General features: G+C 60.1%; 12 protein-coding genes. 9 read left to right on the plus strand and 3 right to left on the minus strand.

The window, feature by feature from the left end; all coding sequences use genetic code 11:
* Window positions 1-140: 140 nt before the first annotated feature.
* Window positions 141-1,439 carry a glycine-betaine demethylase subunit GbcA gene (gene gbcA, locus N5D61_RS13465; protein ID WP_108237739.1) on the minus strand — a complete coding sequence of 433 codons (1,299 nt, stop codon included), beginning with the start codon at window positions 1,437-1,439 and terminating at the stop codon, window positions 141-143.
* A 331-nt stretch (window positions 1,440-1,770) separates the two neighbouring features.
* Between gbcA and gbcB the strand changes: the two genes are divergently transcribed.
* Window positions 1,771-2,871 (plus strand): glycine-betaine demethylase subunit GbcB, encoded by a 1,101-nt coding sequence (gene gbcB / locus N5D61_RS13470; protein ID WP_279893206.1) that lies wholly within the window; start codon window positions 1,771-1,773, stop codon window positions 2,869-2,871.
* 152 nt (window positions 2,872-3,023) lie between these two features.
* Here the strand turns inward: gbcB and N5D61_RS13475 are convergent, their stop codons facing one another.
* Window positions 3,024-4,649 carry a methyl-accepting chemotaxis protein gene (locus N5D61_RS13475; RefSeq protein ID WP_279893207.1) on the minus strand — a complete coding sequence of 542 codons (1,626 nt, stop codon included), beginning with the start codon at window positions 4,647-4,649 and terminating at the stop codon, window positions 3,024-3,026.
* A 321-nt stretch (window positions 4,650-4,970) separates the two neighbouring features.
* Here N5D61_RS13475 and N5D61_RS13480 point away from each other — a divergent pair, with 321 nt between their 5' ends.
* Together N5D61_RS13480 and N5D61_RS13485 are read left to right on the plus strand one after the other, a co-directional pair.
* A complete protein-coding gene (locus N5D61_RS13480) occupies window positions 4,971-5,204 on the plus strand; it encodes a hypothetical protein (RefSeq protein WP_108237742.1) in 234 nt (77 codons plus the stop codon).
* Window positions 5,201-5,503 (plus strand): cell division protein ZapA, encoded by a 303-nt coding sequence (locus tag N5D61_RS13485; protein ID WP_108237743.1) that lies wholly within the window; start codon window positions 5,201-5,203, stop codon window positions 5,501-5,503. Before N5D61_RS13480 ends, N5D61_RS13485 begins: the two co-directional genes overlap by 4 nt.
* Window positions 5,504-5,628: 125 nt before the next feature.
* Here the strand turns inward: N5D61_RS13485 and N5D61_RS13490 are convergent, their stop codons facing one another.
* Window positions 5,629-6,669, minus strand: a complete 1,041-nt coding sequence (locus tag N5D61_RS13490) for a low specificity L-threonine aldolase (RefSeq protein WP_279893208.1) — start codon at window positions 6,667-6,669, stop codon at window positions 5,629-5,631.
* Window positions 6,670-6,749: 80 nt separating this feature from the next.
* On the opposite strand from N5D61_RS13490, the gene N5D61_RS13495 reads away from it, so the two are divergent.
* The 6 genes from N5D61_RS13495 (at window position 6,750) to N5D61_RS13520 (ending at window position 15,214) form a co-directional block, all read left to right on the plus strand.
* Window positions 6,750-7,514 (plus strand): TraX family protein, encoded by a 765-nt coding sequence (locus tag N5D61_RS13495; protein WP_279893209.1) that lies wholly within the window; start codon window positions 6,750-6,752, stop codon window positions 7,512-7,514.
* 259 nt (window positions 7,515-7,773) lie between these two features.
* Window positions 7,774-8,991 carry an alanine transaminase gene (gene alaC, locus N5D61_RS13500; protein WP_108237746.1) on the plus strand — a complete coding sequence of 406 codons (1,218 nt, stop codon included), beginning with the start codon at window positions 7,774-7,776 and terminating at the stop codon, window positions 8,989-8,991.
* 350 nt (window positions 8,992-9,341) lie between these two features.
* On the plus strand, window positions 9,342-10,595 hold the full coding sequence (gene glyA / locus N5D61_RS13505; protein ID WP_108237747.1) for a serine hydroxymethyltransferase: 1,254 nt from the start codon (window positions 9,342-9,344) through the stop codon (window positions 10,593-10,595).
* 15 nt (window positions 10,596-10,610) lie between these two features.
* Window positions 10,611-11,861, plus strand: coding sequence for a sarcosine oxidase subunit beta family protein (locus N5D61_RS13510; protein ID WP_108237748.1), 1,251 nt, complete (start codon window positions 10,611-10,613; stop codon window positions 11,859-11,861).
* 21 nt (window positions 11,862-11,882) lie between these two features.
* Complete coding sequence (locus N5D61_RS13515; RefSeq protein WP_108237749.1) at window positions 11,883-12,197, plus strand: sarcosine oxidase subunit delta; 315 nt, start codon at window positions 11,883-11,885, stop codon at window positions 12,195-12,197.
* Window positions 12,194-15,214: a sarcosine oxidase subunit alpha gene (locus tag N5D61_RS13520; RefSeq protein ID WP_108237750.1), complete on the plus strand. Its 3,021-nt coding sequence runs from the start codon at window positions 12,194-12,196 to the stop codon at window positions 15,212-15,214. The genes N5D61_RS13515 and N5D61_RS13520 overlap by 4 nt, the downstream gene beginning before the upstream one ends.
* Window positions 15,215-15,247: the final 33 nt, after the last annotated feature.

A 15,247-nucleotide genomic window follows, 5' to 3' on the forward strand; every position in this document is an offset into this window, starting at 1 on the left:
GATTGAGCGTTTTTTGATCAAGGTCTAGGTGCCGCTCCAAAACGCATCGCGGGCAAGCGCGCTTCCACAGTGGACTCGCCCACCTGTAGGAGCGCGCTTGCCCGCGATGACGTCGGTACAAGCGCGATCGATTTGAAGCCTTACTCGTGGTTAACCGCCACACCCTTCAAATACGGCGCAGGCTCGGCTCCCATGTTCTCCAGCAGTTTGGCGCTGTACCAGTCGATGAAATTGACCACGCCGAATTCATAGGTCTTCGAGTACGGGCCAGGCTGGTAGGCAATGGAGTTGATGCCCCGCTGGTTTTCTTCGGCCAGCAGACGGTCTTGGTCGTTGGTGGCGTCCCAGACTTCGCGCAAGCGCGCGATGTCGTAGTCCACGCCTTCGACGGCGTCCTTGTGCACCAGCCATTTGGTGGTGACCATGGTCTCTTGGGCGCTGATTGGCCAGACGGTGAACACGATGACGTGGTCGCCCATGCAGTGGTTCCAAGAGTGCGGCAGGTGCAGGATGCGCATCGAGCCCAAGTCCGGGTTCTGGATGCGGCCCATGAGTTTCTTGCTGCCTTGCTTGCCGTCCATGGTCATGGAAACGGTGCCTTTGAGCAGTGGCATGCGCACGATGCGGTTACGCAGGCCGAAACTCTTGTGCAGGTAAGGGATTTTCTCGGCTTCCCACGCGGCGGCGGATTCGGCCACATGGTCCTTGAATTTCTGGTCGGCGCGCGGATCGTTGGTGTCGTCCCACTCCAACAGCGTGTTCAGCAGTTCAGGGTGCGAGCCGCTGCAGTGGTAGCACTCGCGGTTGTTTTCGATCACCAGCTTCCAGTTGGCTTTTTCCATCAAGGTGGTTTGCACCGCCACCTTGGTGTTTTCCATGTCGTACGGTTCCATGTAGTGATTGAGCGTCTGCAGGAACTCGTCGATGGCTGGCGGGTTTTCCGCGAGGCTGATGAAGATGTAGCCGCCAGAAACCTTGCAGTGCACCGGCTTGAGGCTGAAGTCCTTCATGTCGAAGTCGGCGCCCATTTCGGTACCCGCGTACAGCAGACGACCGTCGAGCTCGTAGGTCCACTGGTGGTATGGGCACACCAGTTTGGCGACCTTGCCTTTTTCTTTGGTGCACAGGCGCGAGCCGCGGTGGCGGCACACGTTGTGGAACGCGTTGATCGAGCCGTCCGGCTTGCGAACGACGAGGATCGGGTTCTTGCCAACTTGCAGGGTCAGGAAGTTGCCCTTGGCCGGGATTTCGCTGGTCATGCCCGCGATCAGCCATTCCTTCTGGAAGATTTCCTGCATGTCGATTTCAAACAGGCGGTCATCGTTGTAGAAAGGCTGTGGCAGCGAGTAGGTGCGCTCGCGGGTCTGAAGCATCTCGGCGGTTGCCTTGCGTGCAGGTTCCAGCGGATCGCCCAGGCTCAGCGTTGCGGTGACGTCCATCGTTCAAGTCCTCAGACCGCGCTTTCAGCGATCTAGAAATGTGGCTAATACGGTTGTGTTGTGTTGCTGGCACGCGAGGCGACCTTCACGCTGTCGCTCATGTTTATGGGTGTAAATAATGTGTCTCGATTTAGCCGCGAGTGTGGAGCCGGGCGCGACGTGAACCTTATCCATGGGCGACATGGCCGAATCCGTTTCCGACTACGTAAGCCCTATAGATCGGGGCTGGTCGCCATAAGTATGTGAATGTCGCTGATAGGTAAATAGGCGTCCTGTGCGTTACGCAGAATCGCCACCATAAGAGGCCGACAGGCGGCCGTGGAGAGTAAACATGTCCCAGAGTTTCCTAAATCCGGTCAACACCCAGACCTGGGCCAATGGCCGTCACGTGGTGCGGGTCGTCAAAGTGATCCAGGAAACCTGGGACGTTCGCACCTTCTGCTTCATGGCTGACCAGCCGATCCTGTTTTTCTTCAAGCCGGGCCAATTCGTCACCCTGGAGCTGGAAATCGAAGGCGTGCCGGTCATGCGCTCCTACACCATTTCCAGCTCGCCATCGGTGCCGTACAGCTTTTCGGTCACCATCAAGCGTGTACCAGGCGGCAAGGTCTCCAACTGGCTGCACGACAACCTGCACGAAGGCCAGGAGCTGGCGGTGCATGGGCCGGTCGGGCTGTTCAATGCCATCGACTTCCCGAATCCGAAAATTCTTTACCTGAGCGGCGGCGTCGGGATCACGCCCGTCATGTCGATGGCCCGCTGGTACTACGACACCAACGCAAACGTCGACATGGTTTTCGTGCACAGCTCCCGCTCGCCCAAGGACATCATCTATCACCGCGAGCTCGAGCAGATGGCGTCGCGGATCAACAACTTCTCACTGCACATCGTCTGTGAGAAACACGGGCTGGGTGAGCCGTGGGCCGGCTACCGCGGCTACCTCAATCAGAAAATGCTGGAATTGATGGCGCCCGACTTCATGGACCGTGAAGTCTTCTGCTGCGGCCCCACACCCTATATGAACGCCGTGAAGCGCCTGCTTGAGGCCAACGGCTTCAACATGGCCCAGTATCACGAGGAGTCTTTTGGTGCGACTCCGCCAGAAGCCCGTGCTGACGCCGTCGAACATGCGGAGCAAGCGGCCGAAGCGCCGGAAGTCGATGTGGCGGAATTGCATCAGGTGGAGTTCACCGACACCGGCAAGAGTATCCGCGTCGCACCGGGCGAAACCGTGCACGCTGCTGCGGCCAAGTTGGGCCTGATGATCCCGAAAGCCTGCGGCATGGGCATTTGCGGGACGTGCAAAGTCATGAAACTGAGCGGCGAAGTGGAGATGGAGCACAACGGCGGCATCACCGATGACGATGTGGAAGAGGGTTACATCCTGTCGTGCTGCAGTGTGCCGAAAGGGGATGTTCGGATCGAGTATTGAGATTGAACGCATGACCTTGTAGGTGCGCTTGCCCGCGATGGCGGTGTGTCTGTGGCAAATCTGTTGCCTGACACTCCGCCATCGCGGGCAAGCGCGCTCCTACGGGTTGGTTTTCGCGGGCAAGCGCGGTCTTACAGGGCGATGTCCGCGGCTTACAACCTGAACCGCGCGACCATCCCGTTCAAATCCACCGCCAGGCGAGACAACTCGTTGCTGGCCGCGCTGGTCTGGTTGGCGCCGGTCGCCGACTGAGTGGACAGGTCGCGGATGTTGACCAGGTTGCGGTCCACCTCACGCGCTACTTGTGCCTGTTCCTCGGCTGCGCTGGCGATGACCAGGTTGCGTTCGTTGATTTCCACCACCGCGCTGTTGATGGTGTCCAGCGCAACCCCTGCGCCTTTGGCGATATTCAGCGTCGACTCCGCGCGCTCGGTGCTGTTGCGCATGGAGTTCACGGCTTGCTCCGTGCCGCCTTGAATGCTGCCAATCATGCGCTCGATTTCGCTGGTCGACTGCTGGGTGCGATGAGCCAAGGCACGCACTTCGTCTGCTACGACGGCAAACCCGCGTCCGGCTTCACCTGCACGGGCCGCTTCGATGGCAGCGTTGAGGGCCAGCAGGTTGGTCTGATCGGCCAGGCCGCGGATCACGTCCAGCACCTTGCCGATATCACGGGACTCGTCGGCCAGGTTACCGATCAGCGTCGCGGTGCCCTGAACGTCACTGCTCATTCGCTCGATGGCACTGACAGTCTCCTGAACCAGATCACGCCCGTCGCTGGCGGAGGCGGTGGCGTTTTTCGAGGCTTCAGACGTACTTACGGCGTTGCGGGCGACTTCTTCCACAGCGCTGGTCATCTGGTTGACTGCGGTCGCGGCCTGCTCGATTTCGTTGTTCTGCTGCGACAGGCCACGCGCGCTTTCGTCGGTGACAGCGTTCAACTCTTCGGCGGCTGAGGCCAGTTGCGAAGCGGAGCCCGAGATTCTTTGCAGGGTGTCGCGCAATCTGGATTGCATCTTCAACATGGCTGCCAGCAGTCGGCCCGCTTCGTCCGTGCCGTCGGCATGAATGGTTCGGCTGAGGTCGCCCTCGGCAATCTCTTCAGCGGCGTGCAGCGCCGAAGCGATAGGGCGGGTAATGCTCTGGGTGAGCAGCCAGGCGAACAGCAAGGTCAGCAGCGTGGCGACGATCAGCAGAGTGACGACCATGGTGATTGCGGTGGAATACTGATCGGAAGCCGTCCGTTTGGCATCATTGAGTTGCTGGGTATTGATGTCCACCAGTTTCGCCAGGACGGTGTTCATCTGGTCGGAGTTGGTCTGCAAGTCGTTGTTGAGCAGTTTGGCCAACTCATCCAGCTTGCTGGCGCCACTGAGCGATTTCATGCGCTCTTCAAGCTGGCGGTAGTCATTCAGCAGCTTTATGTATTGATCATAAGTCGCTTGTTCTTCTGGCGAGGCAATCAATTTGACGTAGATAGACCGTGCTTCCTCGATCTGGCGATTGCGCATGGCCAGCAATTCGAGGGTTTTCTGCTGCGTATCCGCTTCGCGATTGAGCATGAGGCGGTATGACAGTACTCGCAGGCGAATGCTGGCTTCGGTCAGCTTATCCAGTGCCTTGATGCTCGGCATGCTGTTGGAGGTTATGGTTTCGGTGGCATCGTTGATTTTGCTCATTTGCGCCAGCGCAAAGATGCCGAGCGCCAGCATCAACAGGCCAATGATGGAAAAGCCCAGAAAAGCGCGGGGTGCGATGTTCATATTGCGAAGGGACATGACGGTTCCTGAGAAAGCCGCGATCCGTGCGTGCAGAGAGGGAAGTGAATAAGGAATGCCTGCCTTATCGGTCAGGCCGCGCAACACTTGAACTCTTTGGTCGGGCCTGCGCGCTTATGCCGCAGTCGGTCCGACCTGACGAACAGCAGGAACAACAGGGGCAAATCGTAGTCAATCGGGTCCGTTATGCGTTTGCGCAATTGAAGTGAAAGATGTGCTTTTTCTGGTCGGTGTTGTGGCGTGAGTGCCCTGATTTCACTGGTAGCTGGAGTGACTTTTCTTTATCGTACGCGCCCTTTGAAATTTGCCTGGAAAATCAAAATGTTGGAAGCATCCCTCAGCCAATTGGAAAAGCTTGTCAGTGACCTGGTACAGCAAAATCAGGAGCTGCAGAACACGAACGCTCAACTGGCCCAAGAGTTGAAACACGCCAGGGATGAAAACGACAGCCTGCAGTTGAGCTTGCTGGAGCAGGAAGAAAAGCAGGGCGCTACGGCCGCCCGCATCCAGGCGTTGGTTGACCGGGCCACCAGCGCCAGCGCGGTCAATGCATGATCAACGACCGCGACACCACCAAGGTCATATCCATTCTTGGCAACGATTACACGATCAAGGCGCCGACAGGTCAGGAGCAGACGCTGATGGACGCCGTGGTGTTGCTCAAATCCGCATTGTCGGAAACCAAGCGCAACTACCCGACCCTGATCGGCGACCGTCTGCTGGTACTGGCTGCGTTGAACCTGTGCTCGAAACAGATCGAACTCAACCAGCAGCATGCGGCTGAGTTGAGCCGGTATGAGCAGCAGGTCAGTGCAACGGTCGAGGTGATCGAGAAGACCATCGCCCAAGGGTGAATGCGTTGCTCACCTAAAGGCGCGCTCACCTGCGGCGGCCGTGTTTCAGGCGATGAATGTGGTGGATTCACCACCGCCGTCGCAGGCAAGCGCGCTCCTGCAGGGGGGAGGGGGCACTTCTGTTCTCAGGCGCCCATCACCAAGCGGATATCCGCAGCCAGTTCCCGTACGCGAGCCACCTCGGTGTCCCACGAGCACATGAACCGCGCGCCGCCGCTGCCGATGAAGGTGTAGAAGCGCCAGCCCCGGGCAGTCAGCGCGGCGATGGCCGCTTCCGACAATTGCAGGAACACGCCGTTGGCCTGCACTGGGAACATCAGTTCCACACCCGGGATGTCCTTGACCAACTCTGCCAGCAGTTGCGCGCACCCATTGGCATGACTGGCGTGTTTGAGCCAAGCGTCGTTTTCCAGCAGTCCGACCCACGGTGCTGACAGAAAGCGCATCTTCGACGCCAACTGGCCGGCCTGCTTGCAGCGGTAATCGAAGTCTTCCGCCAGGTTGCGATTGAAAAACAGAATCGCCTCGCCCACCGCCATCCCGTTCTTCGTGCCACCGAAGCACAGCACGTCGACGCCTGACTTCCAGGTCAATTCAGCAGGCGTGCAGCCCAGGTAGGCACAGGCGTTGGCGAAACGCGCGCCGTCCATGTGCAGGTTCAGGCCTAGCTCCTTGCAGGTGTCGCTGATGGCTTTGAGCTCTTGCGGCACATAGACGCTGCCGACTTCCGTGGCTTGAGTCAGGGTCACGACCCGAGGCTTGGGGTAGTGGATGTCCGCGCGCTTGAGCGCAACTTCGCGAATCGAAGCGGGTGTCAGCTTGCCATTCTCACTGCGGGCGGTCAGCAGCTTCGACCCGTTGGAGAAGAACTCCGGCGCGCCGCATTCATCGGTTTCGACGTGGGCCGTTTCGGAGCAGATGACACTGTGGTAACTCTGGCACAAGGACGACAGGGCCAGCGAGTTGGCCGCCGTGCCGTTGAAGGCGAAGAACACTTCGCAGTCGGTCTCGAATAGCTGCCGGAATTGATCGGCGGCGCGTGCTGTCCATTGGTCGTCGCCATAGGCGCGTTGGTGTCCATGGTTGGCTTGTTCCATCGCCGTCCAGGCTTCCGGGCAGATGCCCGAGTAGTTGTCACTGGCAAACTGCTGGCTTTGGTCTGACATGGCCGGTTCCTTGTAATCGAAGGCTGGGACTGTAACCAAGAACGAGCGGTTTGGTCATGCATTCTTGCGTCAGAACATTTATGAAAACAGTCGAGGAGCAAAACAGTGTGGTAAGCGAGGCATCGTCCGCGATTGGCCCGGTACGCGACAGGGCACTGGATCTGCTCAAGTGGCTGGCGGTGCTGACCATGGTCATGGACCATTTGCGGTATGTCGGTTGGCAGGCGAACTGGCTCTACGTACCGGGACGTCTGGCGTTTGCTTGGTTTTGCCTGGCAATTGCGATGAACGTCGGACGAGGTTCGACAGGTGCCCGCGTGAGTTGGAAATACCTGACATGGCTCGCAGTTTTTTCCGTGCTTGCAGAGTTTCCATATCGGCTGTTCATGGCGGACGAGGTGACCACATTCAATGTTCTGCCCACCTTAGCGTTGGGTTTGCTGGTCGCACAGGGCGCCATTGCCCGTTCGTTGCAGGCGCGGATGTTGGGGCTTCTGGCGTTGGTCACGGGCGTGGTGTTTGCGCCGCAACTGATGTTCGGTGCGTTCGGCGTGTTGCTGCCCACTGCTTTTCTGCTGGTGTTGCGTGGCTCGTTGTGGCTGGCGGTGGTCCCTGGGGTGGTGTGCCTGTTGAGCAACGAGTGGCCGAAGATCATCGACGGCATGCTCTGGGGCGACCCGATAGCCATCGGTGCGTTGGTCAGCTGTTTACTCGGACCGGCGTTGGGGCTGGCTTTGTTGCGATGGCGACCTGCATTCGGGGTCTGGCCAATGCGCAGGTGGGCTTACCTGATTTATCCGCTGCATTTCCTGATGTTGTACGCACTGCGAACGCTGATCCTGTAGGAGCGCGCTTGCCCGCGATGACAATGTGTCAGGCGACAAATTCGTCACGGGCACTCCGCGATTCGCGGGCAAGCGCGCTCCTACAAGACTGAAGAAAGCTGGACTGCTCCAAGGGATGTGTGATGTCGGATTCGTGCGACGACAGCGGATAAATCGCTGTAGACAAACCGCCATCACGGCCCTTATCTTCCGCACAGGCCACCGCAGTGGCCAGCGTCGCTCGGACGGTTCCGGGCGCTTACGTCTTCTAGAGGCTCTCATGGCTGACCAAGGTTCGCCGCGCCGCTTTGCGCGCATCGATCGACTCCCCCCTTACGTGTTCAACATCACCGCCGAGCTGAAAATGGCCGCTCGCCGTCGTGGTGAAGACATCATCGACCTGAGCATGGGCAACCCCGATGGGGCAACGCCGCCGCACATCGTCGAGAAGCTGGTCACTGTCGCCCAACGTGAAGACACTCACGGCTACTCGACTTCGCGTGGCATTCCACGTCTGCGTCGGGCGATTTCCAGTTGGTACAAAACCCGCTACGAGGTCGACATCGACCCCGAAAGCGAAGCCATCGTCACCATCGGCTCGAAAGAGGGCCTGGCGCATCTTATGCTCGCCACCCTCGATCAAGGCGACACGGTGTTGGTGCCGAACCCCAGCTACCCCATTCACATCTATGGCGCCGTGATCGCCGGGGCGCAGGTGCGTTCTGTACCACTGATCCCGGGCGTGGACTTCTTCGCCGAACTGGAAAAGGCCATTCGCGGCTCGATTCCCAAGCCGAAGATGATGATTCTGGGCTTCCCGTCCAACCCGACCGCGCAGTGCGTGGAGCTGGACTTCTTCGAGCGCGTGGTCGCGCTGGCCAAACAGTACGACGTGTTGGTGGTTCACGACTTGGCCTACGCCGACATCGTCTACGACGGCTGGAAAGCCCCGTCGATCATGCAAGTGCCGGGCGCCAAGGACATTGCGGTCGAGTTCTTCACCCTGTCCAAGAGCTACAACATGGCCGGCTGGCGGATCGGCTTCATGGTCGGCAATCCGGAACTGGTCAACGCATTGGCACGGATCAAGAGCTATCACGACTACGGCACCTTCACCCCGCTGCAAGTGGCGGCCATCGCGGCGCTGGAAGGCGATCAACAATGCGTGCTCGACATCGCCGAGCAATACCGCCAGCGCCGCAATGTGCTGGTCAAGGGCCTGCACGAACTGGGCTGGATGGTGGAAAACCCGAAAGCGTCGATGTACGTATGGGCCAAGATTCCAGAGGCCTATGCGCACTTAGGGTCGCTGGAATTCGCCAAGAAGTTGCTCGCCGAAGCCAAAGTGTGTGTCTCGCCGGGTGTCGGTTTCGGCGAATACGGCGACGACCACGTGCGCTTTGCGCTGATCGAGAACCAGGACCGGATTCGTCAGGCAGTGCGCGGTATTCGCGGAATGTTCAGGGCCGACGGATTGCTGCCAGGCAAACCGGTCTGATTGCGACATCGCCTCCTCTAAAAATCCCCGGCCCAGCCCGGGGATTTTTTGTTTGAAACTGATCGTTCCCACGCTCCGCGTGGTAACGCCGTCTCGGGCGCTCTGCGCCCTCTACCGCAGTGACGCAGAGCGTCACGAGATGCATTCCCACGCGGAGCGTGGGAACGATCAAAAAGGGTGTCGTAATCGCGCATCTGCCGGTCTCTCCAAACCCATGTCGTAAACGCGCCTTTGCGTGGCGTGCGTAGGCATCTGGTCTGTTTGCGTCAGCCCTAGTATCGCCATCAAAGAGCGATTCAAACGCTCTGACTCGACAACTCAGGCGCCGCGCCGCCGCTGGGAGAACCGCGATGTTCAGCAAGCAAGACCAAATCCAGGGTTATGACGATGCACTGTTGGCGGCAATGAATGCCGAAGAGCAGCGTCAGGAAGATCACATCGAGCTGATCGCCTCGGAAAACTACACCAGCAAACGCGTGATGCAAGCTCAGGGCAGCGGCCTGACCAACAAATACGCCGAGGGGTATCCGGGCAAGCGTTACTACGGCGGCTGTGAATACGTTGACAAGGTCGAGCAACTGGCCATCGAGCGTGCCAAGCAATTGTTCGGCGCCGACTATGCCAACGTGCAGCCACACTCCGGTTCGTCCGCCAACAGCGCCGTTTACCTGGCCCTGCTGCAAGCCGGCGACACCATTCTGGGCATGAGCCTGGCCCACGGCGGCCACTTGACCCACGGTGCCAAGGTGTCGTCCTCGGGCAAGCTGTATAACGCGGTTCAGTACGGCATCGACACCACCACTGGCCTGATCGATTACGACGAAGTCGAGCGCCTGGCAGTCGAGCACAAGCCGAAAATGATTGTCGCCGGTTTCTCGGCCTATTCGAAAACCCTCGACTTCCCTCGCTTCCGCCAGATCGCTGACAAAGTCGGCGCGCTGCTGTTCGTCGACATGGCGCACGTGGCCGGTCTGGTCGCTGCTGGTCTGTACCCGAACCCGCTGCCGTACGCCGATGTGGTCACCACCACGACCCACAAGACCCTGCGCGGTCCACGGGGCGGTCTGATCCTGGCCAAGTCCAACGAAGAAATCGAAAAGAAACTGAACGCCGCCGTATTCCCCGGCGCTCAAGGCGGCCCGCTGATGCACGTCATCGCCGCCAAGGCTGTTTGCTTCAAGGAAGCGCTGGAGCCAGGTTTTAAAGCTTATCAACAGCAGGTCATCGAGAACGCCCAGGCCATGGCTCAGGTGTTCATCGATCGCGGTTACGACGTTGTCTCGGGCGGTACCGACAACCACCTGTTTCTGGTCAGCCTGATCCGTCAGGGCTTGACCGGTAAAGATGCCGACGCCGCGCTGGGCCGTTCGCACATCACCGTCAACAAGAACGCCGTACCCAACGACCCACAGTCGCCATTCGTGACCTCGGGTCTGCGCATCGGCACCCCGGCCGTTACCACTCGCGGCTTCAAAGTTACCCAATGCGTCACGCTGGCAGGCTGGATCTGCGACATTCTCGACAACCTCGGCGATGCCGATGTCGAGGCCAATGTCGCGAGCCAGGTCGCCGCGCTGTGCGCCGATTTCCCGGTTTACCGCTGAGTCAGGAGTCGCACCATGCAGCATTACTCGGGCTTCGGCCTCTTCAAACACTCCCTCAGCCACCACGAAAACTGGCAACGCATGTGGCGCACGCCGACCCCGAAGAAGGTGTACGACGTGGTCATCGTTGGCGGCGGCGGTCACGGTCTGGCGACCGCGTATTACCTGGCCAAAGAGCACGGTATCACTAACGTGGCCGTGGTCGAGAAAGGCTGGCTGGGGGGTGGCAACACCGCCCGTAACACCACCATCGTGCGTTCCAATTACCTGTGGGACGAATCGGCCCATCTGTACGAACACGCGATGAAACTGTGGGAAGGCCTGTCGCAGGATCTGAACTACAACGTCATGTTCTCCCAGCGCGGGGTGTACAACCTGTGCCACACCCTGCAAGACATGCGTGATTCCGAGCGTCGTGTCAGCGCCAACCGCCTGAATGGCGTCGATGGCGAGCTGCTGAACGCCAAACAGGTCGCTGAAGAAATTCCTTACCTGGACTGCTCGAAGAACACCCGTTATCCGATTATCGGCGCGACGGTTCAACGTCGTGGCGGTGTTGCGCGTCACGACGCGGTGGCCTGGGGCTTCGCCCGTGCCGCTGATGCGTTGGGCGTGGACTTGATCCAGCAGACTGAAGTCATTGGGTTCCGCAAGGAAAATGGCGTTTGCGTCGGCGTTGAAACCAACAAAGGCTTCATCGGCGCCAAGCGCGTCGGTGTGGTGACGGCGGGTAACTCTGGTCACATGGCCAAACTCGCGGGCTTCCGCCTGCCGGTCGAATCGCATCCGCTGCAGGCACTGGTGTCCGAGCCGATCAAACCGATCATCGACAGCGTCATCATGTCCAACGCCGTTCACGGTTACATCAGCCAGTCCGACAAGGGCGACCTGGTAATCGGCGCCGGGATCGACGGCTGGGTCGGCTATGGCCAACGTGGCTCGTACCCCGTGATCGAGCACACCATCCAGGCCATCGTCGAGATGTTCCCAGTCCTGTCTCGCGTGCGCATGAACCGCCAGTGGGGCGGTATCGTCGATACCACGCCGGACGCATGCCCGATCATCTCCAAGACGCCCGTTCCGAACATGTTCTTCAACTGCGGTTGGGGCACCGGTGGCTTCAAGGCCACGCCAGGTTCGGGCAACGTCTTCGCCGCGAGCCTGGCAAAAGGCGAAATGCACCCATTGGCCAAACCGTTCTCAATCGACCGTTTCCACAACGGCGCGCTCATCGACGAGCACGGCGCCGCTGCGGTCGCGCACTAACCACTTACAGGAGAAATCCCGATGCTGCACATCTTCTGTCCTCACTGTGGCGAACTGCGCTCCGAAGAGGAATTCCACTCGTCCGGCCAGGCGCACATTCCGCGTCCATTGGACCCGGCCGCCTGCACCGACGAACAGTGGGGCGACTACATGTTCTTCCGCGACAACCCGCGCGGCCTGCACCACGAGTTGTGGATTCATGCGGCCGGTTGCCGTCAGTACTTCAACGCCACGCGTGACACCGTGACTTACGAAATTCTCGAAACCTATCTGATTGGCACCAAACCGCAATTCGTGAACCCGGTGCCCGCGGTCGGAAAGGGAGATAAAGCATGAGCCAGTCCAATCGTCTGCCCAATGGCGGCCGCATCGACCGCAGCAAGGTCCTGAACTTCAACTTCAACGGCCAGACATACCAAGGCTTCGAAGGCGATAGCCTGGCATCGGCCTTGCTGGCCAACGGCGTCGACATCATCGGTCGCAGCTTCAAGTACTCGCGTCCTCGCGGCATTTTCGCAGCGGGCGCCGAAGAGCCGAACGCTGTATTGCAAATCGGCGCGACTGAGGCGACCCAGATTCCAAACGTTCGCGCCACCCAGCAGGCACTGTACGCTGGGCTTGTCGCCACCAGCACCAATGGCTGGCCGAGCGTGAACACCGATGTGATGGGGATTCTCGGGAAAGTCGGCGGCAAACTGATGCCGCCGGGCTTCTACTACAAAACCTTCATGTACCCCCAATCGTTCTGGATGACCTACGAGAAATACATTCGTAAGGCCGCAGGTCTCGGCCGTTCGCCGACCGAGAACGATCCAGACACCTACGACAACATGAACCACCATGCCGACGTGCTGGTGGTGGGTGCCGGCCCTGCAGGCCTGGCGGCGGCGCTGGCTGCTGCGCGCAGCGGTGCTCGTGTGATCATCGCTGACGAACAGGAAGAGTTCGGTGGCAGCCTTCTGGACAGCCGCGAAAGCCTCGACGGCAAGCCTGCCGCCGAGTGGGTTGCGACCGTCGTTGCCGAGCTCAAGGGGTTGGCTAACGTGACCCTGCTGCCACGGGCCACGGTGAACGGCTATCACGACCACAACTTCCTGACCATTCATGAGCGTCTGACCGATCACCTCGGCGATCGCGCCCCGATCGGTCAGGTGCGTCAGCGGATGCACCGCGTTCGCGCCAAGCGCGTCGTGCTGGCCACCGGGACCCACGAGCGTCCGCTGGTTTATGCAAACAACGACGTGCCGGGCAACATGCTGGCCGGTGCCGTTTCGGTTTATGTCCGCCGTTACGGTGTGGCCCCAGGCAAGAAGCTGGTGCTGTCGACCAATAACGACTACGCCTATCGCGTGGCCCTGGACTGGCTCGACGCCGGTCTGCAAGTGGTCGCCGTTGCGGACGCTCGCCACAATCCACGGGGCGCGCTGGTCGAGGAGGCGCGTGCCAAAGGCATTCGTATCCTCACCGGCAGCGCTGTGATCGAGGCCCGTGGCAGCAAGCGCGTCAGTGGTGCCCGCGTGGCGGCCATCGACGTCAAGGCACACAAAGTGACCAGCCCCGGCGAATGGCTTGATTGCGACCTGATCGCCAGCTCCGGCGGTTACAGCCCGGTCGTTCACTTGGCGTCCCATTTGGGCGGCAAACCGATCTGGCGTGAGGATATCCTGGGTTTCGTACCGGGCGAGGCGCCGCAGAAGCGCGTGTGTGTAGGTGGCGTGAACGGTGTGTATGCCCTCGGCGATGCGCTGGCTGACGGCTTCGAGGGCGGTGTTCGCGCATCCACCGAAGCGGGCTTTCAACCTGTGGAAGGCGTGATTCCGAAAGCGTTGAGCCGCGTGGAAGAGCCCACGCTGGCCATGTTCCAGGTACCGCACGAGAAGGGCACGTCCCGAGCGCCGAAGCAATTCGTCGATTTGCAGAACGACGTCACTGCGGCCGCCATCGAACTGGCGACCCGTGAAGGCTTTGAATCGGTCGAGCACGTCAAGCGCTACACCGCACTGGGCTTCGGTACCGATCAGGGCAAGCTGGGTAACGTCAACGGTCTGGCCATCGCGGCCCGCTCGCTGAACGTGTCCATCCCGGAGATGGGCACCACCATGTTCCGCCCGAACTACACGCCGGTAACGTTCGGCGCGGTGGCCGGTCGTCACTGTGGCCATATCTTCGAGCCTGTGCGTTTCACCGCGCTGCACGCCTGGCACGTCAAGAACGGCGCCGAATTCGAAGATGTGGGTCAGTGGAAACGTCCTTGGTACTTCCCGAAAGCGGGCGAGGACATCCATGCTGCTGTCCGCCGCGAATGCAAAGCCGTGCGCGACAGCGTCGGCCTGCTGGACGCCTCGACCCTCGGCAAAATCGACATCCAAGGCCCTGATGCGCGCGAGTTCCTGAACCGCATCTACACCAACGCCTGGACCAAACTGGACGTAGGCAAGGCGCGTTACGGCCTGATGTGTAAAGAAGACGGGATGGTCTTCGACGATGGTGTCACCGCCTGCGTCGCCGACAACCACTTCATCATGACCACCACCACAGGCGGCGCGGCTCGCGTCCTGCAGTGGCTGGAGATCTATCAGCAGACCGAATGGCCAGATCTGAAGGTGTACTTCACGTCGGTGACCGACCACTACGCGACCTTGACCCTGTCGGGCCCGAATAGCCGCAAGCTGCTCAGCGAAGTGACCGACATCGATCTGGACCGCGAAGCGTTCCCGTTCATGACCTGGAAAGAAGGGCTCGTGGCCGGGGTGCCGGCCCGTGTGTTCCGTATCTCGTTTACCGGTGAGCTGTCCTACGAGGTGAACATCCAGGCCGACTACGCGATGGGCGTTCTGGAAAAAATCGCCGAGGCGGGCAAGAAGTACAACCTGACCCCGTACGGCACTGAAACCATGCACGTTCTGCGTGCCGAGAAAGGTTTCATTATCGTGGGCCAGGACACCGATGGCTCAATGACGCCCGATGACCTGAACATGGGCTGGTGCGTGGGTCGGACCAAGCCGTTCTCGTGGATTGGCCAGCGCGGCATGGCACGCGAAGACTGTGTGCGGGAAGATCGCAAGCAACTGGTCGGCCTCAAACCGATCGATCCGAACAAATGGCTACCGGAAGGCGCGCAGTTGGTGTTCGATCCCAAGCAGTCGATCCCTATGACCATGGTCGGCCACGTGACGTCGAGCTACGCGGCGAACTCGCTGGGTTATTCGTTCGCCATGGGTGTGGTCAAGGGCGGTCTGAAGCGCATGGGCGAACGGGTGTTCTCGCCACAAGCGGACGGCAGCGTCATCGAGGCGGAAATCGTGTCCTCGGTGTTCTTCGATCCGAAGGGTGACCGGCAGAACGTGGAGTAAAAGCGGATATCAGCCCGCTCCACGGTCCCGACC

Origin of the sequence: Pseudomonas sp. GD03842, from assembly GCF_029841165.1 — a bacterium.
Taxonomy (GTDB): domain Bacteria; phylum Pseudomonadota; class Gammaproteobacteria; order Pseudomonadales; family Pseudomonadaceae; genus Aquipseudomonas.

Coding starts and splice junctions, on each gene's coding strand:
- gbcA (WP_108237739.1), bottom strand. CDS start 1,439: ATGGACGTCACCGCAACGCTGAGCCTGGGCGATCCGCTGGAACCTGCA.
- glyA (WP_108237747.1), top strand. CDS start 9,342: ATGTTCAGCAAGCAAGACCAAATCCAGGGTTATGACGATGCACTGTTG.
- N5D61_RS13515 (WP_108237749.1), top strand. CDS start 11,883: ATGCTGCACATCTTCTGTCCTCACTGTGGCGAACTGCGCTCCGAAGAG.
- N5D61_RS13520 (WP_108237750.1), top strand. CDS start 12,194: ATGAGCCAGTCCAATCGTCTGCCCAATGGCGGCCGCATCGACCGCAGC.
- alaC (WP_108237746.1), top strand. CDS start 7,774: ATGGCTGACCAAGGTTCGCCGCGCCGCTTTGCGCGCATCGATCGACTC.
- N5D61_RS13485 (WP_108237743.1), top strand. CDS start 5,201: ATGATCAACGACCGCGACACCACCAAGGTCATATCCATTCTTGGCAAC.
- N5D61_RS13480 (WP_108237742.1), top strand. CDS start 4,971: ATGTTGGAAGCATCCCTCAGCCAATTGGAAAAGCTTGTCAGTGACCTG.
- N5D61_RS13490 (WP_279893208.1), bottom strand. CDS start 6,669: ATGTCAGACCAAAGCCAGCAGTTTGCCAGTGACAACTACTCGGGCATC.
- gbcB (WP_279893206.1), top strand. CDS start 1,771: ATGTCCCAGAGTTTCCTAAATCCGGTCAACACCCAGACCTGGGCCAAT.
- N5D61_RS13510 (WP_108237748.1), top strand. CDS start 10,611: ATGCAGCATTACTCGGGCTTCGGCCTCTTCAAACACTCCCTCAGCCAC.
- N5D61_RS13495 (WP_279893209.1), top strand. CDS start 6,750: ATGAAAACAGTCGAGGAGCAAAACAGTGTGGTAAGCGAGGCATCGTCC.
- N5D61_RS13475 (WP_279893207.1), bottom strand. CDS start 4,649: ATGTCCCTTCGCAATATGAACATCGCACCCCGCGCTTTTCTGGGCTTT.